At 42.4% G+C, this 26,220-nt stretch carries 24 protein-coding genes; 3 read left to right on the top strand and 21 right to left on the bottom strand.

Features of this window, described 5'->3' with window-relative positions; genetic code table 11:
- The coding region (locus JMX83_RS13055) for a transposase (protein ID WP_162628559.1) at positions 1–113 on the top strand (113 nt) is incomplete at its 5' end.
- Here the strand turns inward: JMX83_RS13055 and JMX83_RS13050 are convergent.
- The 13 genes from JMX83_RS13050 to JMX83_RS12990 form a co-directional block, all read right to left on the bottom strand.
- Positions 80–1,087 carry a hypothetical protein gene (locus JMX83_RS13050; RefSeq protein ID WP_201602562.1) on the bottom strand — a complete coding sequence of 336 codons (1,008 nt, stop codon included), beginning with the start codon at positions 1,085–1,087 and terminating at the stop codon, positions 80–82. The genes JMX83_RS13055 and JMX83_RS13050 overlap by 34 nt on opposite strands.
- 185 nt (positions 1,088–1,272) lie before the next feature.
- Positions 1,273–2,694 (bottom strand): ribosome biogenesis GTPase Der, encoded by a 1,422-nt coding sequence (der, locus tag JMX83_RS13045; protein WP_058025087.1) that lies wholly within the window; start codon positions 2,692–2,694, stop codon positions 1,273–1,275.
- A gap of 316 nt (positions 2,695–3,010) precedes the next feature.
- Positions 3,011–4,231, bottom strand: coding sequence for an outer membrane protein assembly factor BamB (gene bamB, locus JMX83_RS13040; RefSeq protein ID WP_201602560.1), 1,221 nt, complete (start codon positions 4,229–4,231; stop codon positions 3,011–3,013).
- A gap of 175 nt (positions 4,232–4,406) precedes the next feature.
- On the bottom strand, positions 4,407–5,201 hold the full coding sequence (locus tag JMX83_RS13035) for a YfgM family protein (RefSeq protein ID WP_201602557.1): 795 nt from the start codon (positions 5,199–5,201) through the stop codon (positions 4,407–4,409).
- Between the two features lie 70 nt (positions 5,202–5,271).
- A complete protein-coding gene (hisS, locus tag JMX83_RS13030; protein WP_201602554.1) occupies positions 5,272–6,573 on the bottom strand; it encodes a histidine--tRNA ligase in 1,302 nt (433 codons plus the stop codon).
- A 121-nt stretch (positions 6,574–6,694) separates the two neighbouring features.
- Complete coding sequence (gene ispG / locus JMX83_RS13025) at positions 6,695–7,810, bottom strand: flavodoxin-dependent (E)-4-hydroxy-3-methylbut-2-enyl-diphosphate synthase (RefSeq protein WP_201602551.1); 1,116 nt, start codon at positions 7,808–7,810, stop codon at positions 6,695–6,697.
- 117 nt (positions 7,811–7,927) lie between these two features.
- Positions 7,928–8,743 carry a helix-turn-helix domain-containing protein gene (locus tag JMX83_RS13020; RefSeq protein ID WP_201602566.1) on the bottom strand — a complete coding sequence of 272 codons (816 nt, stop codon included), beginning with the start codon at positions 8,741–8,743 and terminating at the stop codon, positions 7,928–7,930.
- Positions 8,740–9,675, bottom strand: a complete 936-nt coding sequence (gene pilW, locus JMX83_RS13015) for a type IV pilus biogenesis/stability protein PilW (RefSeq protein WP_227675864.1) — start codon at positions 9,673–9,675, stop codon at positions 8,740–8,742. Before pilW ends, JMX83_RS13020 begins: the two co-directional genes overlap by 4 nt.
- A 212-nt stretch (positions 9,676–9,887) precedes the next feature.
- Positions 9,888–11,117 carry a 23S rRNA (adenine(2503)-C(2))-methyltransferase RlmN gene (gene rlmN, locus JMX83_RS13010; RefSeq protein WP_201602548.1) on the bottom strand — a complete coding sequence of 410 codons (1,230 nt, stop codon included), beginning with the start codon at positions 11,115–11,117 and terminating at the stop codon, positions 9,888–9,890.
- Between the two features lie 385 nt (positions 11,118–11,502).
- The gene (ndk, locus tag JMX83_RS13005) at positions 11,503–11,934 is read right to left on the bottom strand and encodes a nucleoside-diphosphate kinase (protein WP_075106325.1); all 432 of its coding nucleotides are present in this window, start codon (positions 11,932–11,934) and stop codon (positions 11,503–11,505) included.
- A 445-nt stretch (positions 11,935–12,379) separates the two neighbouring features.
- Positions 12,380–12,796, bottom strand: coding sequence for a lysozyme inhibitor LprI family protein (locus JMX83_RS13000; protein ID WP_201602545.1), 417 nt, complete (start codon positions 12,794–12,796; stop codon positions 12,380–12,382).
- A gap of 272 nt (positions 12,797–13,068) precedes the next feature.
- Positions 13,069–14,358, bottom strand: a complete 1,290-nt coding sequence (locus tag JMX83_RS12995) for an adenylosuccinate synthase (RefSeq protein WP_201602542.1) — start codon at positions 14,356–14,358, stop codon at positions 13,069–13,071.
- A 160-nt stretch (positions 14,359–14,518) separates the two neighbouring features.
- Complete coding sequence (locus JMX83_RS12990) at positions 14,519–15,814, bottom strand: ATP phosphoribosyltransferase regulatory subunit (RefSeq protein ID WP_201602540.1); 1,296 nt, start codon at positions 15,812–15,814, stop codon at positions 14,519–14,521.
- A 487-nt stretch (positions 15,815–16,301) separates the two neighbouring features.
- On the opposite strand from JMX83_RS12990, the gene JMX83_RS12985 reads away from it, so the two are divergent.
- Together JMX83_RS12985 and corA are read left to right on the top strand one after the other, a co-directional pair.
- Positions 16,302–16,691, top strand: coding sequence for a DUF2237 family protein (locus JMX83_RS12985; RefSeq protein WP_058024362.1), 390 nt, complete (start codon positions 16,302–16,304; stop codon positions 16,689–16,691).
- 154 nt (positions 16,692–16,845) lie between these two features.
- On the top strand, positions 16,846–18,000 hold the full coding sequence (gene corA / locus JMX83_RS12980) for a magnesium/cobalt transporter CorA (RefSeq protein ID WP_371531447.1): 1,155 nt from the start codon (positions 16,846–16,848) through the stop codon (positions 17,998–18,000).
- A gap of 64 nt (positions 18,001–18,064) precedes the next feature.
- On the opposite strand, the gene JMX83_RS12975 is transcribed toward corA, so the two are convergent.
- From JMX83_RS12975 to JMX83_RS12940, 8 genes are all read right to left on the bottom strand, one after another.
- Positions 18,065–18,583 carry a phosphate-starvation-inducible protein PsiE gene (locus JMX83_RS12975; protein WP_071003358.1) on the bottom strand — a complete coding sequence of 173 codons (519 nt, stop codon included), beginning with the start codon at positions 18,581–18,583 and terminating at the stop codon, positions 18,065–18,067.
- 99 nt (positions 18,584–18,682) lie between these two features.
- The gene (gene folD, locus JMX83_RS12970) at positions 18,683–19,561 is read right to left on the bottom strand and encodes a bifunctional methylenetetrahydrofolate dehydrogenase/methenyltetrahydrofolate cyclohydrolase FolD (RefSeq protein WP_201602536.1); all 879 of its coding nucleotides are present in this window, start codon (positions 19,559–19,561) and stop codon (positions 18,683–18,685) included.
- Between the two features lie 286 nt (positions 19,562–19,847).
- On the bottom strand, positions 19,848–21,047 hold the full coding sequence (locus JMX83_RS12965; RefSeq protein ID WP_201602534.1) for a DegT/DnrJ/EryC1/StrS family aminotransferase: 1,200 nt from the start codon (positions 21,045–21,047) through the stop codon (positions 19,848–19,850).
- Between the two features lie 145 nt (positions 21,048–21,192).
- The gene (locus JMX83_RS12960) at positions 21,193–21,804 is read right to left on the bottom strand and encodes a sugar transferase (protein ID WP_201602532.1); all 612 of its coding nucleotides are present in this window, start codon (positions 21,802–21,804) and stop codon (positions 21,193–21,195) included.
- Between the two features lie 3 nt (positions 21,805–21,807).
- A complete protein-coding gene (locus JMX83_RS12955) occupies positions 21,808–22,950 on the bottom strand; it encodes a glycosyltransferase (protein WP_201602529.1) in 1,143 nt (380 codons plus the stop codon).
- A 32-nt stretch (positions 22,951–22,982) separates the two neighbouring features.
- Positions 22,983–23,846: a glycosyltransferase family 2 protein gene (locus JMX83_RS12950; protein WP_201602526.1), complete on the bottom strand. Its 864-nt coding sequence runs from the start codon at positions 23,844–23,846 to the stop codon at positions 22,983–22,985.
- A complete protein-coding gene (locus tag JMX83_RS12945; protein ID WP_201602524.1) occupies positions 23,846–24,886 on the bottom strand; it encodes an EpsG family protein in 1,041 nt (346 codons plus the stop codon). The genes JMX83_RS12950 and JMX83_RS12945 overlap by 1 nt, the downstream gene beginning before the upstream one ends.
- Before the next feature lie 56 nt (positions 24,887–24,942).
- Positions 24,943–26,052, bottom strand: a complete 1,110-nt coding sequence (locus tag JMX83_RS12940; RefSeq protein ID WP_201602522.1) for a glycosyltransferase — start codon at positions 26,050–26,052, stop codon at positions 24,943–24,945.
- Positions 26,053–26,220: the final 168 nt, after the last annotated feature.

The raw sequence follows: 26,220 nt of genomic DNA, 5'->3' as shown, positions 1-26,220 counted from the left end.
ACTTCTTTGCCAAGATTAAGCAGTATCGTGCGATTGCCACTCGCTATGATAAGTTAGCCAGTCATTTCCTTAGTGCCATTCACTTAGTTTCTTGTGTCGTTTGGCTTAATTGATGACACGCCCTAGTTAAGGTTTCGTAGTCCAATAACTGTAGCCCGCCCACGATAGCATTGAGCGATGTTTTTAGTTCATGGGTAATCATGCTTTGAAAATTATGCAACTGCACATCAAGCGAGACATCTTTGTTATGTAGTTGCTGCTCAAAGGCAGCAAGCGTATCATATCCTTGCTTGGCTTCTTGCAGTCGACCAAACAAGATAGCCAAGGCCTTTTTTATTTGTGTCAGCTCTTGAAAGTTAAAGCGCTGCGGAATAATAGGTAGCTGCTCTAGCTCTGCGTTTTTGATGATAATACCGCAGACACCATTTAATGCCTCGATATCTTTGACCGGCCAATTCAGCTTTCGAAAGATATATATACCTGAAATAATAGTCAATAGTAATGTGGTCAACCACAACGGAATAATGCTACGAAACCAATGTGAACGCAGTACTTTCACATCCATAGTGATGTTGATATAGCCAATCAGCGTGTTATTCCTATTCATGTTACCGATCGATTCATCCGTAACTGATGACGCGCTCATACTCTCAGACAGATCTGTCGCTAACTGCTGATTAGATGTGGGTTTATTGGGTCTGACACTCTCAAAATCTTCATACTTACTAACGACAGGATAGTTAAAGCTGACCGTATCGGCAAATAAAGCATTTTTCCAGTCGTCTAGTGATTGGCTGATATCGTTGATAGGCTGGGATGTGGAATAAAATACAATACTCTGAATGCTCGGCTCATTTTCTAATAAAACATTCACTTGCTCAGCGACGACGTCAGCACCATCTGGCGTCGATGCACTGGTTGTTAGTAACGAGGCTAACTGCTGGACATGCTGATGTTTTTCTTGGTAGTGATGCACCAAACCATAAATAAAAGGCAATACAAAACCTGCCAGCAGAGCCAGAATTACGGCCTGTCCAACAGAGCGCCAAATAAGCATAGAAATGGTTTGAGACGAACGATTGTTCATATCACTCTACTGAGTCAAGAAAAGTTTTACTTATATTACAGGTATTTGAGAGATGTGATAAGCGAAAGATTGAGGTAATTAGCGAGTATACTGAACTGCTAAAAAAAAGCACTATATGATCATAGTGCTTTTTTATTTTACCGTGCTGGGTTGCACGGTAAAATAAGTCATAGCAGATTATATGATTAACGAGACTTTTTATCTTTAGTAGTGAATTTCTTCGCACGATTGCGCTCACGCTGACGCAATTGCTGTGTTTTTGCCTTGGTTGGCGTGTCGCTCTTATTGGCGTATGGGTTGTCATTTTGTTTAAAGATGACGTTGAGCGGCGTACCTTCAAGCTTAAACACTTGACGGAACTGGTTCTCTAAGTAACGCTGATAGCTCTTAGGAAGCGCGCTGGTTTGATTGCCATGGATCACGATAACAGGCGGATTGTGACCACCGATATGTGCATAACGTAGCTTAATACGGCGACCAGCAATAGTTGGCGGCGGATTGGCAGTGACAGCATCTTGCAAGATTTGCGTCAAGCGATTGGTAGAGACTTCAAACATCGAAGACTTATAAGCACGCAAGATAGATGGGTATAAATTACCCACACCAGTCCCATGTAGCGCTGATATTAAATGTACTTTTACATATGGGATAAAGTTAAAACGACGATCCATCTCAAGCTTAATATAGTCTCTTTGATCTGGCGTCAAACCATCCCATTTGTTGATCGCGACGACTAGAGCACGACCAGCATCAAGCGCATAGCCAATCATATGCAAATCTTGGTCAACAATACCTTCGTGCGCATCAATGACAATGACGGTTACATTAGAGTCTTCAATCGCTTGCAAGGTTTTGATAACAGAGAATTTTTCTACTTTTTCATCAATTTTACCGCGGCGACGTACACCAGCCGTATCAATCAATACGTAGTCTCTGCCCTCACGCTGATAAGGAATATAAATACTATCACGCGTCGTACCAGGCATATCGAATACCACCACTCGATCTTCACCCAACAGACGGTTAACCAGCGTTGATTTACCAACGTTTGGACGACCAATGATGGCAAGCTTCAACCCTCTTGGCTCTACTATATTCTCTTGCTCAGGCATATCAGCCGTTAGCACTTCGAGCAAGTTGCCTACACCGCGACCATGGCTGGCTGCCATCGGATACGGCTCGCCCAATCCTAGTGCATAGAACTCCGCTGGCGCTGAATCATGGACGCCATCAACTTTATTGGCAACGACATAAACCGGTTTGCCTAGGGTATGCAAAAACTTGCCAATCTCAGCATCAGCACCGATCATACCAGCACGAGCATCAACGACAAATACAATGATATCTGCTTCGTGAATCGCGGTATGCGACTGCTCAGACATATAATCATCAATGTTACCACTGCCGTCATCTGCTTCACCAATACCACCAGTATCCACAACGATGAAAGACTTATCTTCATAAGTTGCATCACCGTATTGACGGTCGCGAGTCAATCCCGACAAATCAGCAACCAATGCCTGCCGACTTTTTGTGAACTGATTAAATAAGGTGGATTTACCGACGTTTGGACGACCAATTAAGGCGACCACAGGCTTGATACTCATGGGTTACTCTCAGTGAAAGGCACAATGACGGACAGTACAATTATTCTTATGACCACTGATATAACAATAGTAACGAATAGGGCTGCACTTAACCGCAAATTAAAATGAATGATAAAACAATAGCAAAAATAGTAGCTGGCTATTTTATGGCTAAAAAATAATTGGGACGACTAAATTATATATAGTATATATGGTTAGCACATCGGTCGCATAGAGTACGCGAAAGCCTGTACTTAAACAAGCGATTTACACAAGGCACTAAACGCTGACTAAGCAGCGTTTGTGTTTTATAGATAAAAACCAGTGTACTGTCTTATCAGCGCGTTAGCTGCCAGATAGCAACTTGTCCTGACGTGCTTTGAGTCATGAGGCGATTACCTTGTACTTGCAAATTCGTCAACGCCCCTTTTGTCTGCACGCGGCTAACGATATTGCCAGTAGCAGGGTCAAATAAATGTACCACACCGTCAAAATCACCGACTGCAATATAATTGCCAATCATGACAGGATTGGTTAGGTCACGATAAGCCAGTGCCTCACTTTCCCACAATGTCTCGCCGCTATTGCGATCATAGGCTACTACTTTACCATCTAGGCTAGTAGCAATCACTTGCTGAGGGTTGACAGCAAGTGCTTTTAAACTAGCAAGCTCATTGACGAACATCACTTGACGTGAGGCCAAATCAATCCCCAATAGCTGACCACTATAACTAATCGCAAACAGCTGATTTTTATCCACGATAGGTTTGCCATCGACATCGCTCATGCGCTCAACTTCGCTGCTTCCAGACCCAATACCGACACGTCTTGACCACTTTGGCAAGCCATTATCAACGGTGACTGCATGCAAACGACCATCAGCAGTCGCCAACAACGCCGTTTCATTATCTAGCAAAGTTGGTGCCGCGCTACCGCGCACGCTGATCGCTGGTACTTGCGTTGCAAACTGCCACACTGATTCACCAGTCTGTAGCGATAAGCCATGCAAGAAGCCATCGTTCGCTGATAACACCACACGATTATTACTGATAAGCGCTGGGGACAATACCGACCCTGACAACTGCTGCTGCCAGCGTTTTGCGCCAGTCGTAGTATCAAATGCCATTACTTGACCATTGCGAGTACTCACAACCGCTGTCTGACTCAACGCATCCAACGCCACACCGCCTGTGATCTGATCACCGACGTTAATCGACCATAAGCGCTCGCCTGCCTGATTAAACCCTATCAGATCACCACCGCGTGATGCCGTAACGACTTGACCATTGGCGTAACCAACTTGCAAATCTAGAGGGTCTTTCTTACTGGCTTTTTTGTTACCCACATCGGTGCTAAACACTGGCTGGAGCACGCTGATCGGTTGCGCAATTTGTACCAATTTTACTGGGTCATTAACCACTGGCTTGATGCCGCGGTTACACCCAATCACTGCAGTGCTCATTACGGCAAGTACTGCCACATGCATGACTGTCTTCTTGATAGTCTGACTACTCAACGTAGTTTTTAACATTTTGCTAGAGCGAATAGATTGAGTCATTATATGTTCTCACTACAAATGAATTATTATTAATTAGTACATTGGCCAACAGCACATTAGTCATTATGACGTCATATCAAAAAGCATTTAGTCGATTGCTACTGCTCAATACTGGCTTAGCGATTTACTGAGCTTGGTAATTTACTGAGCTTAGTAATTTACTGAATTTAGTGACTTACTGAGCAGCTTCAACGCTCGTACTTTCTGAGTTTTCAACCACTAATGGCTGCTCAGGAGTAACTGATTCTTGGATAAGACTGGTAGGCCCAGCAATTGGCTCAGGGGTGATACCCAAGCTTTCCATCTTTAAGGCCAATACTGCACGTGTTTCTTGGCGGCTACGTAATAGCTCCCAAGCATTATTGTAAGACTTAATCGCTGATTCTTTGTTGTCTTGTGCCAAGTAAATATCACCCAACAGCTCTTGCTGACTGGCTTCAAACGAGCTTGGCATATCGTTGTTGGCTTCTGACAAGGCCGCATCTGCATCGCCTGTCGCCAGTAAAGTCTTGGCATAACGCAGCTGAGTAATTGCCTTTAGACCGGCATCGCCCAGATCAATTGCGAGTGCTTGCTTGAATGTCTCAGCTGCCGCCGTAAAATCATCACTATCGACCTGTTGACGAGCTTTTATCATCAGCGCTTGCCAGGCATAAACTGACTCACCATGCGTACTGACTAAAGTATCAATATCTTTGTCTAACTGTGTGCGGTTCTGTACAAGCGACTCTTGCGCGTCGGCTTCTAGATCTGGATTTTGCGAAGCCAAGCTGACTTCTTCATTCAATCGCTGGATATCGGCATATTGATCAGCGGCGACAGTATCTACTCGCGCATGGTTGTTCTGCCAGTATGTCCAGCCAAAATAAGCAGCCAGTGCCAACAAAATCGCAGTGACAATATAACTACCATACTGCTTTAACGCTTGCATGGAGTTGTCTGCATTCGGCGAATTGGGGGTCAGAGCCATATATATTTACCTGATAAAATGTACATTAAATTGCTGATGCCAAAATCAAAACTGCGGCGTTGCAAGACGATTATTTACGAGAAAAGTTATCTTTACTCGATAGCCAGTCTTGTGTGACAGTCCGTTGCTCACCCGTCTGCATGTCTTTGATACTGATGGTATTATCATCCAGCTCTTGCTGTGCGATGATGACTGTCAATGCTGCGCCTGACTTATCTGCCTTTTTCATTTGCGCTTTTAGACTCGTTGCACTTGCCATCTTCACACGTACATCTGGACGACTATAACGTAGGTTTTGTGCGTAGCTGATACCTGCACTATAAACGTCAGGATGCGCCACAACAAAGACATCACAAGCGGGTTTATCAGCAATCGGTGCCACGGCTTCCATCAGTAGCAATAAGCGCTCTAGCCCCATCGCAAAACCAATAGCCGGTTCAGATTTTACAGGTTTTTTATCTGACTTATCATCATTTGTACCTATGGACTTTAATTGTCCAACCAGACCGTCATAGCGACCACCAGCGCATACCGTCGCTTGACTGCCAAGCTTGTCCGTTACCCACTCAAAAACCGTTTTATTATAATAATCAAGACCGCGCACCAGATGCGGATTGATTTCAAAATCGATACCAAGCGCAGTCAGATAAGCTTGGACTTGTTCGAAATGCGCCACGCTATCTGTACCCAAGAAGTCAGCAAGCTTTGGTGCGTCTGCTAATACTGCCTGCGTACTCGCTTCTTTACTATCTAAGATACGTAATGGGTTGGTTGTCAGACGACGTTTGCTGTCTTCGTCTAATTGATCTTTTTTGTCCGTCAAATAGGCAACCAATGCTTCGCGATAGGCATGGCGCTCATCAAGCTCACCTAGGCTGTTTAACTGTAAGTGCATCTCATCTTTTAGGCCCAGTTCTTGCCACATCAGATGCGTCATTGCAATCAGCTCAGCATCAGCGTCTGGTAGCGCACTGCCAAAGCTCTCGACACCTAGCTGATGAAACTGACGATAACGGCCTTTTTGCGGACGCTCATAGCGGAACATTGGACCAACGTACCAAAGCTTCGGCGTGTCCCCACGCAATAAGTTATGCTCGATAACGGCACGTACTGCTCCTGCTGTGCCTTCAGGACGCAAGGCCAAAGGCGTCGGTGGCTCAGATTTATCAGTGAAGCTGTACATCTCTTTTTCAACGATATCTGTCGCGCCGCCAATAGCACGGGCAAACAGATCAGTTTGCTCAACGATAGGCAAGCGAATATGCTCATAACCATATCTACCAAGTACATCAGCCAATATCGCTTCTAGATGCAGCCACTTTGCTGATTGGTCAGGCAAAATGTCATTAAACCCTTTAATAGCTTTAATCATGATACGGTCATGTCCTTAAAATTTAACAGTTATGTCTATTGTTGTTATCTACGTATTAAAATCAAAAATGTGCTGCCTACCCTTTGTTTACACAGCAAAAAGCAGATACTTGCATTGCGACTTATTTTACGCGAATAATCTCGTTCTCGCGCTTTTTCGCCAAATCTTCTGCATGGGCGCGAACCATACTTTCTATTTCATCGACTAAATTGTCGGTATCGATAAGATGACTTTTTTGACCCATACGGTATACCAGTGATCTTGGTGCGGCACCAACGATACCAATATCTGCCTCTTTTGCTTCGCCTGGACCATTTACTTTACAGCCAATTACGGATAGATCCATTGGTTCACGGATGTCTTCCAAACGTGATTCTAATGCCATCATCACTCTAATCACGTCAAACTCTTGACGCGAGCAGCTTGGGCAAGCGATAAAGTTTACGCCGTTTGAGCGAATGTTAAGCGACTTTAAGATATCAAAACCAATCTTAATCTCTTCTTCAGGCTCGGCCGCCAAGGAGATACGAATAGTATCACCAATACCATCTAACAACAGACCACCAAGCGCAATGGCAGATTTGACAGCACCAGTACGGTAGACACCCGCTTCAGTGACGCCTAAATGTAGTGGGTTATCAATCTGCGCTGATAGCAGGCGATATGCATCCAATGTCAAAAACACATTGCTGGCTTTAACAGACACTTTGTATTGGTCAAAGTTAAGACGCTCTAAAATGTCGATATGACGCATTGCTGACTCCAGCATCGCCTCCCCAGTCGGCTCAGTATATTTACGCTGAATGTCTTTTTCTAAAGAGCCTGCATTGACGCCGATACGGATAGGGATATTGTGATACTTGGCACAAGCAACCACTTCACGCACCTTTGCATCGCTGCCAATGTTACCAGGATTGATACGCAAACAGTCAGCGCCAGCTTCAGCCACTGCTAAGGCAATCTTATGATCAAAATGCACGTCTGCAACCAAAGGTACGCTCACCAGTTTACGAATCTCACCAAAGGCTTTGACGGTATCCATCGTCGGCGTTGATACGCGCATCAAATCAGCGCCAGCTTCTACGCAGCGCTCGATTTGGGCGACGGTTGCTGCCACATCACAAGTGTCAGTATTGGTCATGCTCTGTACGCTAATTGGCGCATCACCACCAATCGCAACATCGCCGACATAGATTTTTTTGGTCAAACGGCGGTTAATAGGCGATGGCATTGACATAGATAAATCCTTGAATCAAAAATAGAAAAACCACAGGCTTGTATATATAAATGAGCTTAGATGTATAGTAGTTTTATTAAACACTAGTAATCATGCTCGATAAGAAGCCAATGATGACTAAGGTACTAGCTCAAAGGTAGCTTGCTTATCCGTTGCATAAGTATCTAAAGCAACCGTTTCTTGATTGAGCATCAAGCTAACATTATCGATATTATCAATTTGCACACTAAATGGTGGCACACCTGATAGGTCATAGTCACCTGCCGTTTGTGAACCGCTGATGAGACTATTACCCGATGCATCCGTGATACTAACCACAGCATCATCAGTCAGCTTCACGTTTAAAAAAGCCGTATCTGCACTGGCAGCACCTAAATTCAACGCAGAGCCAGACGCACCGACACCACTTGCATCATTGCTAATCGCAGCCCCTTGCGCTTGCTCAATAGCAGATACATCTTCAACAGTAGAGACAGGCTCTTGGTTATTTTCTTTACTCGCATTACTCACCATACGGAATAAAAATACTGCCAAAATAATGAGTCCAATCACACCAATGATCAATAGCGGATTAAAACGAATGCGATTGTGCGTATCGCGCTGCAGCGTGCCCATTGGTTGCAATGGCGTATCAGTATTATTGACCGATTTGGCTTTTAGCTCATTGGGATAAGCGGCATCAAAACTACTTGCGATTTTGGCTGAGTCTAGGCCCAAATATTTGGCATAGTTAATAGCAAAGCCGCGAGCAAATGCCGCTTGCGGTAATTCAGCAAAATTTTCGCTCTCTAGTGCTTCTAGATGACGTTTTAAGATAAATAACTCGGCGGCCGCCTCTTCTAAACTGACTTGCTTCGTTTTACGGGCTTGCTGCAACGTGGCACCAAATGATCCCTGAGCGTTAGATTGAGTGTTTGATGATGGGGTGATCATTTCCATGGTGCCTCTGGATTGTTAAGCCAAGTCTTAAGTTGTTTCGCTTCGTCGCTCAATGGATAAGCGGACAAAAGCTGCTGTGCCAATTGCTGGCGAGTTGTAATGTTGTTTTGTGCTGCTGCAAGTTTGATACCTTGTAGGAGCAATCTAGGACTAATGCCCTGCCCTTGTACCAATATTAAGGTCTCGTCATACAAGCGCTGAGCCTGCGGTACACGCTGCTGCTCAAGCAATAAATCTACCAGCTCAATATGAGCAATGATACTATTGCGATTGCCATCGAGGGCCCGCAAAAATGCTTTAGCAGCGGCACTATTGTCACCCAACTGAAGGTATGTACGCCCTAAATTCTCTAACGCACCGATACGACCTTCATAACCTAATGAGGCGCCTGCAATCTCAAACTGCTCCGCCGCCTCACGATAGCGCTTCATCTGTGATAAATAAACACCGTAATTATTGTGTGCCTGCACAAAGTCTTTATCCAGCGCGATGGCTTTTTTAAAGTACTGATCGGCTTTTGCAAGATTAATACGGCTGCCTTCTTGCTGCAACAAAACGCCCATCATATCATAGGCTGGCGCGTAACGGCTATCCGCAGAAAAGGCTTTTTCGAGTTGACGCTGCGCCGTATCGAGCTCATTTTTGCGGATATATTGTGCAGCAAGCGAGGTACGTACACGAGCAATTTCTTGCTGATCTAAATTGCGGTCACCGCTGGGCCTTGTGGATGTCTGATAAGGAGCGATGCCTGACAAGTCATTGTTTGGCGTACTTTGACAGCCACTTAGCAACAATCCTGCGAGTGCGGCGGCCAGTAATGCGCACTTCGATGCAGTGACTCGGTTCGTCACCACACCTGCCTTTTTATAGAGGTTGAAAAATGGTTTTTTATCTACCAACTGATAAGAATTTTTAGAAGTCATCATAGCCGCCATCATAAAACTGTGGTTCAATGCGTTCGATCTTCGAGGCATCAGTTTAATAGATTTAGCCCCTATAAGTACAATTTAGTTGTTATTAATTGCTATGTTCTTCAATCTTGACCGTTATTGATACATTTTCATTACCGTTGCGACAGATAAAAGACAGCTAAGCTCTTAGAACAGACGGATATTTATCCTATCATATGCAAAACGCATCAAATATTTTCACGATCTTTGATGCTCTGCTGCCATGCTGCTGAACGTCTGGTACGGTCAGCCACTTGTCCAACTAACTGACCGCAGGCGGCATCAATATCATCACCGCGTGTTTGACGAATAGTACAGACAAAGCCCGCTTCACTCAGTATATTGCTAAACGCATGAATACGATTGTTGCTTGACTTATCGTACGGTGCATGCGGAAACGGATTAAACGGAATAAGATTTATCTTACTTGGCAGACCTTCTAATAGCGCGACCAACTGATGAGCATGCTCATTGCTATCATTGACACCATCAAGCATCACATACTCAATCGTGACATGCTTTTTATGACGCGGATTGACATCATAGACGTAGTTTTTTGCAGCGGCAATCAGCTCATCTAACGGATACTTTTTATTGATGGGCACTAGCTCATTACGCAGCTCATCGTTTGGTGCATGCAATGAGATGGCCAATGCCACATCAATGTCTTTGGCAAGCTGATACATTTTCGGTACGACACCTGAGGTCGATAACGTCACGCGGCGTTTTGATAGCCCATAAGCATGATCGCTGAGCATGATCTCCATCGAGCCTACCACAGGCTTATAGTTCAATAGTGGTTCGCCCATACCCATCATCACCACGTTGGTGACGTTATTTTCCCATAGGCTATGATCGACGTTTTCTAAGCTTTCATTTTCGTCCGTCATATATGAAGCATTAGCCACCCATAACTGTCCGATAATCTCAGCTGCACTCAAATCACGCTCAAACCCTTGCTTGCCTGTACTACAAAAACTACAATCAAGCGCGCAGCCAACTTGTGAAGACACACATAACGTTTTGCGGCCATTGAGTTTGCTGTCATCAGCCGGAATCAATACGGTCTCGACCAACGAGCCGCCAGTCACTTCAAACACCCATTTACGCGTGCCATCATCGCTGTATTGACGATGAATAACCTTGGGCGGGACCACGCACGCATTGAGCGACAATTTATCGCGCAATGACTTACTCAAGTTGGTCATTTGCTCAAAGTCCGTCACACCATGCTGATAAATCCACTTGATGACCTGAGTCGCACGAAATGGCTTTTCGCCGATACTTTTGAAGTAATCAGACAGCTGTGCTTGTGTCATGCCTAATAGATTGGTTTTTGCGTGCGCCTCGTCTACTAGCTTAATACTATCAGTAAGCTTGGTAGGTACGTGCTGGGTTGGTGCTTGAACAGTTGACATAATAGGTAACCTTTTTGCATGCGCTTAAATAAGCGCTGCAATTATTGAGATGAGCGTTGCCGTACATACGTATGGCAGGAATGCATGAGCAATCCGTTATGAGCGCGGTCTTTAGTAAGTTAATAAAATCAATAACACAATAAATCAATATTGAGTAAAAACATGCTGATAAGGGATTGATAACGCTAGTTAAAACTAATAATGAGGGAAACGTCGGACAATTTCAATATAGAGTGCGCTATTATAATCGAAGTTACCCATTGGCAAATAGCGAAAACGATTTATAGCGAAAACGGCCTATACCCATAAGATATAAGCCGTCTTGCACAACCAATTATTAACAATCAATATGCTAAATAATAGCTGACATTAATAACCGCTACTATTAACGCGTACGTGCACAAACTTCGTCATCGCTGAAGAAGTAGCTGATTTCACGTGCTGCTGATTCAGCTGAATCTGAACCATGTACCGCGTTTTCATCGATGCTGCTCGCAAAGTCAGCACGGATAGTGCCTTCAGCGGCTTCTTTTGGGTTAGTCGCGCCCATGATTTCACGATGCTTAGCGATTGCGTTTTCGCCTTCTAGTACTGATACCAATACTGGACCTGACATCATGAATGATTTTAGGTCGTTGTAAAATGGACGCTCAGCGTGCTCAGCATAGAAACCGCCTGCTTTTTCGTCATCAAGTTGTAGCATTTTAGCGGCAACGATTTTTAGACCCGCGTCTTCAAAGCGGCTATAGATAGCGCCGATGTGGTTGCCAGCAACTGCGTCAGGTTTGATGATAGATAAAGTACGTTCGTTAGCCATGAAAAGCTCCTAATAAGTAATAAAATCGATAAAAGTCAAAGGGTTAATTCTTTGTTTTGTCTTTGGCCACAATATTGGATTTGGACTTATTTGACTGACAAGTGGTTTGTCAAATCAAAAACCTGAACGCCAACATAGGATTGCTGCCTATTATAATGATTAAGACCATAAATGATAGGGTTAATTTATGACTATAACTTGCATAAAAGCAAATTTATAACAGTAGCTTACTTCCATATAAGGTAAGTCTTGGTAGGTAACCAATACTGATACTACCTACTCATCTCATTACTGACTATTTTTGGTATTTATGGCAGCAAAATTCACTAGGTAAAAATTTTATATTGAGCTTGCTAATGAAAAAACCCCACAGCACATCATGCTAAGGGTTTTATTAATAGTAAATGATGAGGAACTTGCTAATACATGCGCCTCATTAAAATGACTAATCATCTAAGCGACTGTCCCGGCAACTACCAGCATTACATTCACGCACACGTTCGTTTAAGAAGTTAACTCTAGTGGTTGTCTTGCTAGTAGCGCAGTTCATGTTAACAAAGAAACCATCGTCATTATTGTAACTACATTGGTCGTTGCGCTCGCGCAGCCATGCTAGTTGACCACGTTTTAGCGTGGATTTTTGTTGTTTATTCAGAAGTTTATTTAATTTATTGTAAGAGTTATTGAGCTCTTTATCTGCTTCCAAATATACTTTTGTCAAACAGTATAGCCCATCAAAATCATTGTTCGGTTTGTCACAGTTTTCTGCACTCCAAGAAAGCATGGGTAGCATAAAGGCTGCGAATGTAAATATTGCTAGAGAGGTATTGCGTATAGAACGCTTTGGCGTATTCGTTGTCATAGCAAATTCCTTTTCGTCTATTGGTAAAATGAAATCCTTTTGAATTATTTTACTCTTAATTAAACCAAAATAATGTTAGTAAATTTATTATTTATAACATTTTTTCTTAGCCAGTTTTATCGCTAGTAATCTTGTCCTTAACTATTAAAAATCTATATCACTTAATGCAATAAATAAATTCCTTAAAGCAGCACGCATAAAAAACCCCAATGCTGAGCATTGGGGTTTTTTTATTAATATTAAAAACTATTTAATCGAATTTGTAGTAAAAACTAAGCGTCGTACGGATCACGTAGTACGATAGTCTCTTCACGATCAGGACCGGTTGAGATGATATCAACTGGGCAACCGATCAATGCTTCGATACGCTTGATATATTTTTTCGCATTTTCTGGCAGGTCGTCATAATTAGTAATACCAACGGTAGACTCGCTCCAGCCTTGCATCGTTTCGTACTTAGGCGTTACTGACTCATAGAATTCAGCATCATGTGCACCGGCACACTCAGTCTCAGGTAGGTTATAACCCACACCGATTAGCAACTCTTCAAGACCATCTAATACGTCAAGCTTGGTTAGGCAGATACCTGACATAGAGTTAAGTACCACTGCACGGCGTAATGCTTCAGCATCGAACCAACCACAGCGGCGCGCACGACCAGTCGTTGCACCAAACTCATGGCCGACTTTGGCCAAGTGAGCACCAACATCATCGAACAATTCAGTTGGAAATGGGCCACTACCAACGCGCGTGGTGTATGCTTTAGTGATACCAAGTACGTAGTCTAAATACAATGGACCAATACCGGTACCTGTTGATACGCCACCAGCAGTTACGCTTGAGCTGGTCACAAACGGATAAGTACCATGGTCGATATCAAGGAGTGTACCTTGCGCACCTTCAAACATGAGGTTTTTGCCAGCTAGACGTAATTGATTTAGGTCTTCAGTTACATCAGTAACCATGCCTTTAATCTCTTCTTTCCACTCTTGGCAAAGCTTGTACGTCTCATCAAAATCAATCGCTTCAACTTTATAGTACTCAGTCAGTTGGAAGTTATGATATTCGATTAAGTTACGTAGCTTTTCTTCTAGATCTTCACGGAACAAGTCAGCAAGCTTGATCGCACGGCGAGCGACTTTGTCTTCGTAGGCAGGACCAATGCCGCGACCTGTTGTACCGATTTTGCCGCTGCCACGCTTGGCTTCACGAGCTTGGTCAAGTGCCACATGGTAAGGCATGATAAGTGGGCAGTTTGGAGAGATACGTAGACGCTCACGTACTGGCACGTTGTTGTCTTCTAGCTCTTTCATCTCTTTTAGTAGTGCGTCAGGTGCTAACACCACGCCATTACCGATAAAGCAAGTAACGCCTTCACGCAAGATACCCGATGGAATCAAGTGCAAGACCGTGGTTTTGCCATCGACAACCAACGTGTGACCAGCATTATGACCGCCTTGGAAGCGGGCTACTGCTGAGGCTTTTTCGGTAAGTAAATCAACGATTTTACCCTTACCTTCGTCGCCCCATTGGCTACCCAAGACTACAACATTCTTACCCATGATCAATCCTTACCTTTATGTATTGAGGTGTGTGCAATAAAAGCTAAAAAATTAAAGTGACTTTATTGACGATATCTTTCTATATAAAAAAGCTTTTTATTTAAAAACTTAGCGTTCTAATAAATGGTGCTTAATAAGCGCTCGCTTAACAAATGAATAGCTAAATCGTTTGTAGCTGCCACTGATTGTCAGCAAAACCTAAGCGATGAGTGACGTCATTTGGGCTGTCCTGTGCGTCTAGTGGCATGGTGACGCGATAGCCTTGCTGACGTAGACTCTCAACTTGTTGTAAGAGTGTCTGCATCTCATCTTCATTGGCATTATTTATAGCAGCAAAATCAACTAGTACTGTGATTGGTGCATCAAGCTGCGTATGCGCCAGCAAGCGACTGACATCCATACTAAAGCCTGTGGCAGCACGAAGTGTCTGCGTCTGGCTTTGCATACCGTCGAAACGTCCGCCGCGTACTAGGGGCTGTGTCTCACTATTAATATAACCGTTGAACACGATACCTGTATGATAGTGATAGCCTGACAACTCTGTCACATCGATACTGACTGGACACTGCCAGTGATTTTCTAAATAAGATTTGAGGCGTTGTAACTCATCGACAGCAGTCGCGACTTGATCGTCTTGTTGAGCTGTGTCTGACAATTTAGATAATAAGTTTGCAATGTCATGACCAAAGCGTGCCAACACATAAAAATCATCGCCCATCGGTAACTCTCGGCAAAGACGCTTCAGTTCCGGAAGGTTTTTATTGGCGTATAAGTACATTAATTGCTCAGTGGCGCTGTCTGGCAACTCAGCCAATTCGGCTAAACGCTTAAATATCGCCACATGACCCAAATCGATATGGAGTGCAGCACTCATATTGAGTTTATTTACCATGGTAAACAACACATCGATCAACTCAATATCTGCCGCCAGTGATGCACAGCCAAATATCTCAGCACCTAGTTGCAATGGCGTGCGTGAGCCAAACAATCCTGATGGCAAGGTATGAATCACATCACCGACGTAGCAATAACGAGCGATACCCGTACCGCCATGATGCGCATCGATACGCAAAATCTGCGGAGTAATATCAGCGCGTACGCCCATTAGACGGCCCGTCAACTGATCGATAATCTTAAAGGTTTGACGCTTCAAATCTTCTGATGCATCACTCAGCAAAGATTCAGTAAACTCAATCATCGGCGGACAAACCAGCTGATAACCATGAGTGATAAGCTGCTCAATCAATTGATGCCTAAGCACTTCTTGCTTATGAGCATCTTCAAACAGGACATCGACCACCCCATCAGGCAACAGCCAGCTGTTGGCAACATCACTACCAAAGTTACTCAAGTACGGCATGCTATTAGATGCAGTACTGCTTTTAGCAGACTGAGTCACTGTTTCATTTGGAGGGTTTTGCTGGGCAGATTTTGCAGAATCAGAACTAACAGACACAATAAATCCTTGTTTGGCGTATCGCTTACCAAAAACGCGGTACTGATGCGGTACTCAAAGGTTGTTTTACCAAGTATTGACGCCGAGTGTTTTTATTTTTAACGCGCAACATCATTGACCCAATTATTTATAAACAAACCAGGTGACTTTAAGAGGGTGAGTAATAAGTATAATTTGGAATGATAAGACGAGTATCTTTATGCGCTAAAAAATTGCGACAAATAATCAAGGCACTTTATGCTTTAGTTTAGCATAGCACTCAAGGTTCGCCTAGTGACAATTAGCCACAATCCGTATCTAATTACTGTCTAAGTACTTCTCATTATTACGGTAGAGGCAGTCGTTAACACTCATATATTTAGCTCGGCATTAACAGGCTACAATAGCGTTTATTTTTTGTTATACATACACTGATGAGCGTGATTACGGCAGCGTCATCAATACAGACTCATGGTACACTAACACATATTTTTATCTCGGAAGCCTTATGTCATCTGATTACCACCCAAACCCTGCCATCAACCAAACCAATGTCTTAGGCACAGCGCTTGCCAGCTGTTGCTTCGACCCTATCACTGGCTATTATCGCAATGGCTTTTGTCATACGGGCAACCATGATGTTGGTCAACATACCGTTTGTGCCAAGATGACCAGCGAGTTTTTAAACTTCTCAGCCAGTCGTGGCAATGACCTTATCACTCCTTTGCCTGAATATAACTTTGCCGGTCTTAAGCCTGGTGATTACTGGTGTATCTGCGCCCTGCGTTGGGTTGAAGCACTAGATTTTGACATCGCTCCGCAGATAAAACTAGAAGCTTGCCACGAGAGCCTATTGGCATTAGTAGATATCGACACGCTAAAAAGCTATGCATTGTAAAAGGTTGTTCATAGATAAGACGACCAAATAATAACAGCTGCGCTTAAGACAAATTTTGATTCTTGCAGCTGTTTATTATATGACGGGAGGGTGTGTGGAAAACGACAATAACCAATTAATCAAAAAAACGGCTCACATTGCACCTGACTCTAATATGAGCCACATTTATGCCAATATGAATGATCGGCATCTCTATCTAGATGATGATGACAGCTATATCTACGGCGATGCTGAAGCTACGACTCAGGATACCATTGAGACCATGACGGTCTACGATCCTGACTCTGAGCGTTATGAAGACATTGATTCATCAAGTAAAGACGAAGTGGTTAATTGCTATGCGTATTCGCGAAAAACAGGCGAAAATCTAGACAAAATCGCCCTCACTGATGTGAGCCGTGCGCTGAGTAACAATGGCCAGTTTATTTGGCTCGGTCTTTACGACCCCAGCCTAGAAACTATGGTCAAGGTAAAAGACGCCTTTGATCTACATGAATTGGCGATTGAAGATGCCTTTGCTGACCACCAGCGAGCCAAGGTAGAGAACTACGACAATGATATGGTCTTTGTGGTGCTACGTACGGCCAAACTCGAAGACAATGTCATTCGTTATGGTACGACTGCGATATTTATGGGCAAAAACTACCTAATTACGATTCGTAATGGTCCGTCAAACTCCTATGCGCCTGTACGCGAGCACTGTCATCGTCGCCCAGAAAAGCTACGCATGGGTCCCATCTTTGTACTCCATGCCATACTTGATTTTATCGTTGATAACTATATGCCGATCACCGATCGATTGGGACGATATTTGCGTGAGCAAGAGCGTTATGTCTTCACCTATGAATTTGATAAAGGCACATTAAAAAATCTGTATCAGCTCAAATCACAGCTGGTACATATGCGCGCTATTATCCTACCCGTGCAAGACATCTGTAGCTTCTTTATCAATCATAAAAAAAGCGAGATAGTCTCAGGGTTTTCTCAAGCAGCCAAGCCATATTTTCGCGATGTGAATGACCATCTCCTGCACTCATTGGATGCCATTAATGGCCTCAATGAGATGCTAAGCGTGGTCATGAACACTTATATGGCAATGGTCAATATGGGACAGAACGAAGTCGTACGTAAGCTTGCGGCGTGGGCAGGTATCCTCGCCGTACCAACCGCCATCGCTGGTATTTACGGTATGAACTTTGATTTTATGCCCGAGCTCCATTGGAAGTATGCGTACTTCGTTATTATGATAATGATCATCGCTCTGTGTAGCTTCCTGTATTACAACTTTAAGCGACTCAAATGGTTGTGATAACTCATTCACATATAAAAAAGGGCTACCACTGGTAGCCCTTTTTTATGCTGATCGTCAATCATTATTCACGGCGGTGCTTGGTATGGCTGTCTGGAGCTTGCGCATTATCAGGCAGCATAGCCTTGACCGTTAAATTTGCATACTGTTTATCAAGATTGTCTTCTGGGCGACCAAATGTTTTTGCCGTCCAAGTAAGTATGACAATAGCCCCACTCAATAGCATGATTGCCACAGAAATCGTGGCCAGCAACCATAGATGAAAATAATCTGACACTGCCTGCACATCGACCACTAGATGTCGTGATAAAGCCGTTATCGCAATAAATATCAAAAATTGTACGGGCAGACGATGGGTTTTAAAGTAAATCCCTATCATAGCCAGCAGCTCAAGATAAATGAATAGCATCAAAATATCTTTTAAATCCGCTGAGCCTTTTTGGACAATATAAATAAACTCTTTACCTGCTGTCCAGACCACCACCACACTGATTAAAAATAAGATAACGTAATGACAGACATCGACAAACTCTCTACCAATACCTTGTAGTCGCTCATGAATACCTACGTCTTTTTTAGCCATTTTTAGGTCCTATCAACTGAGAGGTGGTTGATTTGGCCTGAGGCTATTTTGCCTCAAGCCCCTTATCTATCGGCGATCAGCACTCACATGACTATCTTTTTAGTTAATACCCAAACCTGCTGATTTTTCAGCCGCATCGACTGTCTGGCGAATAAGCGTGTTGATGGTCATTGGGCCAACACCACCTGGCACTGGTGTATACGCGCTAGCAATGTTTTCCATGCCTTGCATTTCAATGTCACCAACACCGCCGTTATCCGTTGGATGGAAACCAGCATCAACGACTACGGCACCTTTTTTGATCCATTCTGCTTTGATCAGCTCAGGCACACCCACAGCACCAACAACAATATCGGCACGCTTAATATGAGACTCTAAGTCTTGCGTTCTTGAATGACAGATAGTCACCGTACAGTTCGCATTCAATAGCATCATCGCCATTGGTTTACCCAAAATCGCACTGCGTCCTACGACCACCGCTTCTTTACCTGCAAGGTCGATATTATGATGCTCTAATAGATGCATAATGCCTTGCGGTGTACAAGAGCCATAAGCTGATTGCTGCATCGCCATACGACCAAAACCAAGGCAAGTCACACCATCGACGTCTTTTGCTAAGTCAATCTGCTCAAAGCAAGCACGTTCATCGATATGTTCAGGGACTGGATGCTGTAGCAAAATGCCGTGTACATCTGGATTGCTGTTTAGCTCATCGATCTTTGCCATGAGCTGCTCAGTGGTCGTGGCACTCGGCATCTCAACGCGTATAGAGTCCATGCCAACACGGCGACAGGCGTTGCCTTTCATACGGACATAAGTGGCAGAGGCTGGATCGTCACCAACCAATATCGTCGCTAAGCTTGGGGTGCGTCCCGTTTTATCTTTGATCGCATCCACGCGCGTGCGTAGATCCTGTTCTATTTGTTTGGCAAGTGCTTTGCCGTCCAAAACGGTGGCGGACTCGTGGGCAATAGACATAGTAACTCCAATAGAGGGTACGATATAAAAAAATAAAGACAGCGCGTGCAAGTACTTTGCATGCCTGTCTTTTGCTTCGTCAACCTTTGACTGATAATAATATTGTACCTGTGTACGCTGCAAAATCCTAGCGTAAGATAAAGCCAAAATACTGATAAACTTATTTAATAAGTCAATTAAAGAATACTGGGTGTTTATAGCCAACTATCTTATAGCTTTTTAGCAAAATAACGTTTATTTCGTTCTAGACTTTTAAAAACAATACTTTATCAACTATAGATTTGCTCTATTTGACCATTGAGCTAAATACAGTATCGATAGCCTTTATTGTTTGTTCGATTTCAGCCGCCGTGAGCGTAGGATGGACTAGGAACATGAGACTACTCTCTCCCAATTGCTTTGCCATTGGCAATCTAATGCTTGGACGCAACCCTGTATCATCGAAAGCCTTTTCTAAATAAACTTCTGATGCAGATCCAGAAAAACAAGGTACGCCTTGATAATTAATCGCTTCAATAATGCGATCACGTGTCCAGCCATTAGCTAGGTTTTCTTGTTGCACATAGACATATAATTTATAGTAAGCGTGGTTCGTATTTGGGAACTCCACTAAATGCTCTAGTCTCGGTACATAAAGGTAGCCTTTGGCCTCCCATTTGCTACAGGCCTCTAGTATGGCTTGCGCATTAGCAGCCCGTTTGGCTGTCCACTCACTCATTTTCTCCAGTTGGATACGTCCTATGACCCCTTGTAGTTCAGTCATACGCCAGTTGGTTCCAAAGCTCTCATGGAGCCAGTTGTAACCAGGTGATTGCTCAGTTTCATAGACTGCCGCATAACTCTTACCATGATCCTTATACGCCCACATTTTACGCCATAGTAGCTCGCTATCGGTGGTGACCATACCGCCCTCACCTCCTGTGGTCATAATCTTATCTTGGCAAAAACTCCACGCGCCAATATGACCGATGCTACCAACGCTTCGTCCTTTATATCGTGCCCCGTGCGCTTGAGCACAGTCCTCAATGACATATAAATTGTATTTATCTGCCAGTGCCATAATATTGTCCATATCACATGGCCAGCCAGCTAAATGGACGCACACGATACCTTTGGTTTTATCACTCAGTACAGCTATGATGGTCTCAGCGGTGATATTACCAGTTGCTGCATCAACATCTGCAAAAATGGGCTTCGCACCTGCATTGACGATTGATGAAATACTAGCAATAAAGGTACGCGGCGTAACGATAACCTCATCACCCACGCCTATATCAAGTGCTTGTAACGCGGCATCCAACGCCAAAGTTCCATTACCCATCGCTATTGCATACTTGCTACCTGTCCAATCAGCAAACTCTCGCTCAAACTGACGACATTCTTCGCCTGTCCAATAATTGACTTTATTAGACAACAATACTTGGCTGACGGCGACGGCTTCTTGTTGAGTAAAACTTGGCCAAGGTGAAAAAGGGGTATTTAGCATATGTTCCTCTATGGTACTTATGTCTAATGTTGTGTCACGCTCTACGATAAACTGCTTGCTATGTTATTAACCTTCTTATCTATCATTACTTTCTTGATGCGCAGCTTTTTTAATTAGCTGTATTGCTATCAGCAAAGAGTATTTTTTAAATCATTTCTTTATTAATACTATTGCCCATGAATTTACTCATGGTCGCTTCCCCATCCGCACTGATGCCATCTTTGATAATAACTTTTTTCACTGTTTTAAATAGAATTTGGATATCCAACCACATTGAGTGATTGTCCACATACCATGTATCCAGTGCAAACCGCTCATCCCACCCAATAGCATTGCGACCATTGACTTGAGCATACCCTGTAATACCTGGGCGGACATCGTGTCGGCGCGCTTGCTCATCATTATACAATGGCAGATATTCCATCAATAATGGTCGCGGGCCCACTAGACTCATATCTCCTTTAATCACATTCCAAAGCTCAGGCAACTCATCAAGGCTGGTGTTACGCAGAGCTTTACCAAACGATGTCAATCGCGCGCCATCTTCTAAAGGATTGCCGTCTGCGTCTATATCATCCTTCATGGAACGAAACTTTATCATCTCAAATGGTTTGCTATACAGACCTGGACGAATCTGACGAAATAGAACAGGCGAACCAAGGTTTTTACTCACTTTGTAGGCGGTCACAGCATAGATAGGAGACAACACCACAAGAGCAGTAGTTGCACCTACAATGTCAAATAGTCGTTTTATCATCTGTTAGACCTTATTTGTATAGTGTAGATAAAAATCCAAATAACTCTGCCATAGTTCTTTTTGTTCGAAGTGCTGAACCGCCCAAGCTCTCGCTTTAGGGTACTTATTTTTAAAGTTGGTATCAGCGATTGCTTGCTTGATGGCCTTTGCCACAGTCACAGTGTCTTTCAACTGGAACTTTTGACCGCTAATATCTTGTTTTACGCTATCTTTTACACCAACCACATCATAGGCAAACGTTGGCACACCGCAACTAGCCGCTTCGATAGCAACACTCCCAAAACCCTCTCGGTAGCTTAAAAACAGATGCAAATCAGCGCATTGAATTACCTCTTCTACTTTTGGGTTAGCTGGTACATATATCCCCTTACCTTCTCTCATTATTCTATCAACGACCGCCTTGCCGATGTCATCTTCGAAATCTCCGATGAATATGAAGTAAACATTTTCTGATTTAAGGCTTTCAGATATCTCACCAATATCTTTTAGACCTTTATCTTCACAAATTCTACCAATAACACAAATCACAAAAGCGTCTACAGGCACTCCATACTGTCGTCTCAACCTTCGTTTTTCTATTTTCTCTACCGGTCTGAGCAAATCAATATCAATACCGTTAAATGAACCATTATCGATGACACGCGCCTTATTTTTTTTAAGGAGATTCTCTGACAAGCACACATTTACTAAAGAACCAGAAACGAATAGAACTTCATGAGAAAGACCAAAACTAAGTTTATCAAGACCCTGAAAAGTGCGTTTTTTTAGGCCTGAAAAGTTCTCATAGGCTCGTCCCACACTAAAGGCAACCCTTCTCTTTTGCATAGTGAGTGTGCTGGCTATACTTCCTAACAATAAAGCCTTTGGTGTTAAATAAACCACAATATCAAATCGCTTAGTGAACAGGTAACGAGTTAATAGTAATAATGACTTGGTATCTTGTAGCACAGAAGGCTTGCGCTGAAAATTTAAATCAACCACTTCTCCTAAATTACGAGCTCGTAAAATATCTAACTGTTTCCTACTGCCACCACAAATTAACGTAATCTCAAAGTTTGAATGATCTCTAATATATTCAAGCTGATTGCGATACAACACATTAAAAGAAACGGCGTCCGTCATAATAAAGCATATTTTTGGTTTCATTTAAGCACCTCAGCATTACTTCATTGATAAATTTATTCCGCAACCAAACCATTAACAACCGATTGATGGTTTTCTTGGAGTTCCTCGGACATCGTTATCTTGTTTCTCTTATTAGCTATCTTTTGCAAGAGTCCTAGCGAGTCTAATAACCTTACCGCACCTACTTTTGCTTTCAATTTAGCAATATCGAGGATATTAGTTTTTTTATACTCACTATATGTCGTAAGACTATCTTTGTAGGATCGAACAATTTTTGCTAATGACAAATTACCCTCTTCTCTATAGTAATAGAGCAAGTCTGGGAGCACAGCTAAGCGCAAATCCTGTTTGGATATGGCTCTGCACCACAGGTCATAATCTTCAGATCGTGGATAATTCTCATTGTATCTATTACGCTCATACCAAATTTTTTTTGCCAAAATAGACGCATGGACAATGGGATATGCCGTCTCTATACTCTCAAATCTTGCATATAAATGGTCTACATGACGACAGCCATACACCTTGTTTTGAGCATCAATAGATACTACGCCAGTCGACACTAAGTCATAACTGGGATTGTTCTCTAGAAAGTTTATTTGAATAGCCAGTCTATCTGGATGAATGAGATCATCAGCATCCATACGGGCAATATAATCATATTTTGATTCATCAATAAGCTGGTTTAATCGAGCAGGCAATTTCTTGTTGGCACCATCAGATATCACTCTTATTCTGCTATCAATCTTCTCAAACTGTTTGGCTATTGCTAGCGAGTTGTCTGTAGAACCATCATCTATCAAGATAAGCTCCCACAACTCGTGTGTCTGCGCCCATATTGACTTTATGGCTGTCGCCAAATAAGCTTCAGCGTTATAAATAGGAATGCCAATTGAGATATAAGCATGACTTTTCATCAGAACACCTCAAATATAGGATTGATAATATAGGGACTCAGGTCGCTGAACCTTGATGTTGTCAATAGGAAATACACAAGGAAGATAAACACGCTGATGATATAGACATAAATATTGTTTATTTTTTTCAAAACTACAGGCAGTAATAAAACCAAAGTCCATGTGAAGTACGAAATGATTCTTTGCGGGCCTGAAGCGCTAGTACCCAACATCGCTAGCGGTATAACAAAAACCACGCCTGATGCATAAAACAGCAATAGCTGTTGAAAGCTCTTATCTCTTATTTTATATACGTAGCTCGCAATAATTATGAAAAGCATAAGCAATATATAAAACCCAAGTGTCAAAAATCCACCCGACTCTTCAGATACTTTTGCGTAATCTTCATATCGATCATTCGTAGATGAAATATAAGATACAAGTAATCTACTAACGAATAACGACCCAAAAAACGTCGCAAGTATTTTATAAACTGGCCTCACTCTCAAATTCACAATGAAATAAAATGGAATGATAAATAAAGCCGTGATATGAAGAAATGATGCAATGGCACATATCAATAGATAAGGAAAAAGCCTTTTCTCTAGCAGATAAGGAATGGCTAAAGTAAACAAAGCCATTGCGATTCCTTGACGCAATCCATTGAACGAAAAGGTATAGACGCCTAGCGTAATAAACAAAAACACAGAGAGCCAATAATTCACACTGTATTTTCTGATGATCTTTAGATAACAATAGACGATAACGAAACTGGTAATAAGCAGTAGCCAGAAATAGTTATTTGTCACATGCAGCAATGAATATTCAAATAGTTGGTAACCGTACTCAATATCTTCATTAAATCTAAAGGACTCGGGACTCAATTGATTATTAAAGTTTCTTGTGTAGTTGGCGGTGTCAGCACCGACTCGATAGCTACGAATACCTGCAAACAAAGTCAATATAATCAAAGGCAGCCAAAAAGACGTACGATTGAGAGATTTTTTCTCGAGTACTATCCAGAAAACAACAAGGCTAAGGACCAACAAGTATGGAAGCATTAATTCCTCTTTAGACCATAACTAGAGCATCTGGTTTGTTGATAGCAAGGTATTGATTACTGTCTCTTATTAAACGCCTTATTGACTAACACGTTCCATTTTTTCATTACTGTACCTGTGTCATACTGCTGCGATTCTATAAATCCATTGTCTGCTAGCTCTTGAGCAAGCGCTTCATTATTGATAAGCTTTTCTAGAGCGTTTGCAAATTCATGAATATTATTGTCTTCGATCAATATACCTGTCTTATAACTATCTATAATGTTTCGAGGGCCTGTTGGACAATCAAATGCTATTACTGCCATTCGAGCTTGCATTGCTTCCAACAGCACCATCGGGAAACATTCTGTGAGCGAGCTCATAGCATATATTCGGCTATCTAGCATTTTTCTCACAATGTCAGGAATAGAGGGATAAATAGACACACTTGAGGTTAGGTGGTTCTTAGAAATTAATAGCTTCAATGACTCGATGTAATCTACTTCTCCATCTCCATATATCTCAAGAGACCAATCTGGATACTTTTCAGCGATTTTTGACCAGCCTTCAATTAATCGCTCAAAGCCTTTAATGCTGACAATACGTCCTGCGGTTACTATGGTTTTTCTACGTTTTGATAGCCCAACAGGGTAATTTTTAGACATATTTACTGGGTTAGGTATCACTATGGAATTGTTGATTGAGTGCAAAGCTTTTTCTTCCTGACTTAAAAAAACATGTATATCGTAAAATCTGGTGTAATAGCGCTTTATTTTTCCTATTATATTTTTTTGTTCAGAAAAACTAGAATGGTATTCCTTAATAGAATAAATACCATTTGCTATTAGAGGTATAAAATAATAATCATAGTTATAATTCGTCATAATTATTACATTAGGACTTATTTTATTTAATACTTTCTTAAGTTTAAAAAAATACTTACAAGCCATTACTAAATTAGCAGAAGAAAATAGCGAAAGTGATTTATCAAAATTACCATCTATATCATGATGAATCATTTTTGAATCATAAAAAAAATACGGACTATTTCCCTCGTTTTCACTGGTTATTAGATGAACATCGTAGTCACACTTAATCCAATGATTAATACGGTGAGAAAGGACTCTTTCGATCCCTCCGCTTTTGTATATTTGATCCGCTATCACACATATATTTATAGTCGTCATTGGTCACATACCTTTACAGAATTAAGGCGAAGTTCATAAGATATAGTCTAATCCAAATAAAACCGATACAATATTTATAACAATCTTAATTAATGAAATAAACAATGACTTATTCAATAGACTATCGCAAACAGGTACTTTCTAGCATCGCTGATGGCATGACCATAC

The organism is Psychrobacter piscatorii (assembly GCF_904846415.1).
Taxonomy (GTDB): domain Bacteria; phylum Pseudomonadota; class Gammaproteobacteria; order Pseudomonadales; family Moraxellaceae; genus Psychrobacter; species Psychrobacter piscatorii.
Note: the sequence above shows the minus strand (reverse complement) of the source record. Positions and strands in the feature narration are given on the sequence as shown.

Bases quoted from the DNA above. Each gene is read 5' to 3' on its own strand.
- JMX83_RS13050 (WP_201602562.1), bottom strand. From the start codon at position 1,087: ATGAACAATCGTTCGTCTCAAACCATTTCTATGCTTATTTGGCGCTCT.
- der (WP_058025087.1), bottom strand. From the start codon at position 2,694: ATGAGTATCAAGCCTGTGGTCGCCTTAATTGGTCGTCCAAACGTCGGT.
- bamB (WP_201602560.1), bottom strand. From the start codon at position 4,231: ATGACTCAATCTATTCGCTCTAGCAAAATGTTAAAAACTACGTTGAGT.
- JMX83_RS13035 (WP_201602557.1), bottom strand. From the start codon at position 5,201: ATGGCTCTGACCCCCAATTCGCCGAATGCAGACAACTCCATGCAAGCG.
- hisS (WP_201602554.1), bottom strand. From the start codon at position 6,573: ATGATTAAAGCTATTAAAGGGTTTAATGACATTTTGCCTGACCAATCA.
- ispG (WP_201602551.1), bottom strand. From the start codon at position 7,810: ATGTCAATGCCATCGCCTATTAACCGCCGTTTGACCAAAAAAATCTAT.
- JMX83_RS13020 (WP_201602566.1), bottom strand. From the start codon at position 8,743: ATGATCACCCCATCATCAAACACTCAATCTAACGCTCAGGGATCATTT.
- pilW (WP_227675864.1), bottom strand. From the start codon at position 9,675: ATGATGACTTCTAAAAATTCTTATCAGTTGGTAGATAAAAAACCATTT.
- rlmN (WP_201602548.1), bottom strand. From the start codon at position 11,117: ATGTCAACTGTTCAAGCACCAACCCAGCACGTACCTACCAAGCTTACT.
- ndk (WP_075106325.1), bottom strand. From the start codon at position 11,934: ATGGCTAACGAACGTACTTTATCTATCATCAAACCTGACGCAGTTGCT.
- JMX83_RS13000 (WP_201602545.1), bottom strand. From the start codon at position 12,796: ATGACAACGAATACGCCAAAGCGTTCTATACGCAATACCTCTCTAGCA.
- JMX83_RS12995 (WP_201602542.1), bottom strand. From the start codon at position 14,358: ATGGGTAAGAATGTTGTAGTCTTGGGTAGCCAATGGGGCGACGAAGGT.
- JMX83_RS12985 (WP_058024362.1), top strand. From the start codon at position 16,302: ATGTCATCTGATTACCACCCAAACCCTGCCATCAACCAAACCAATGTC.
- corA (WP_371531447.1), top strand. From the start codon at position 16,846: ATGAGCCACATTTATGCCAATATGAATGATCGGCATCTCTATCTAGAT.
- JMX83_RS12975 (WP_071003358.1), bottom strand. From the start codon at position 18,583: ATGGCTAAAAAAGACGTAGGTATTCATGAGCGACTACAAGGTATTGGT.
- folD (WP_201602536.1), bottom strand. From the start codon at position 19,561: ATGTCTATTGCCCACGAGTCCGCCACCGTTTTGGACGGCAAAGCACTT.
- JMX83_RS12965 (WP_201602534.1), bottom strand. From the start codon at position 21,047: ATGCTAAATACCCCTTTTTCACCTTGGCCAAGTTTTACTCAACAAGAA.
- JMX83_RS12960 (WP_201602532.1), bottom strand. From the start codon at position 21,804: ATGATAAAACGACTATTTGACATTGTAGGTGCAACTACTGCTCTTGTG.
- JMX83_RS12955 (WP_201602529.1), bottom strand. From the start codon at position 22,950: ATGAAACCAAAAATATGCTTTATTATGACGGACGCCGTTTCTTTTAAT.
- JMX83_RS12950 (WP_201602526.1), bottom strand. From the start codon at position 23,846: ATGAAAAGTCATGCTTATATCTCAATTGGCATTCCTATTTATAACGCT.
- JMX83_RS12945 (WP_201602524.1), bottom strand. From the start codon at position 24,886: ATGCTTCCATACTTGTTGGTCCTTAGCCTTGTTGTTTTCTGGATAGTA.
- JMX83_RS12940 (WP_201602522.1), bottom strand. From the start codon at position 26,052: ATGACGACTATAAATATATGTGTGATAGCGGATCAAATATACAAAAGC.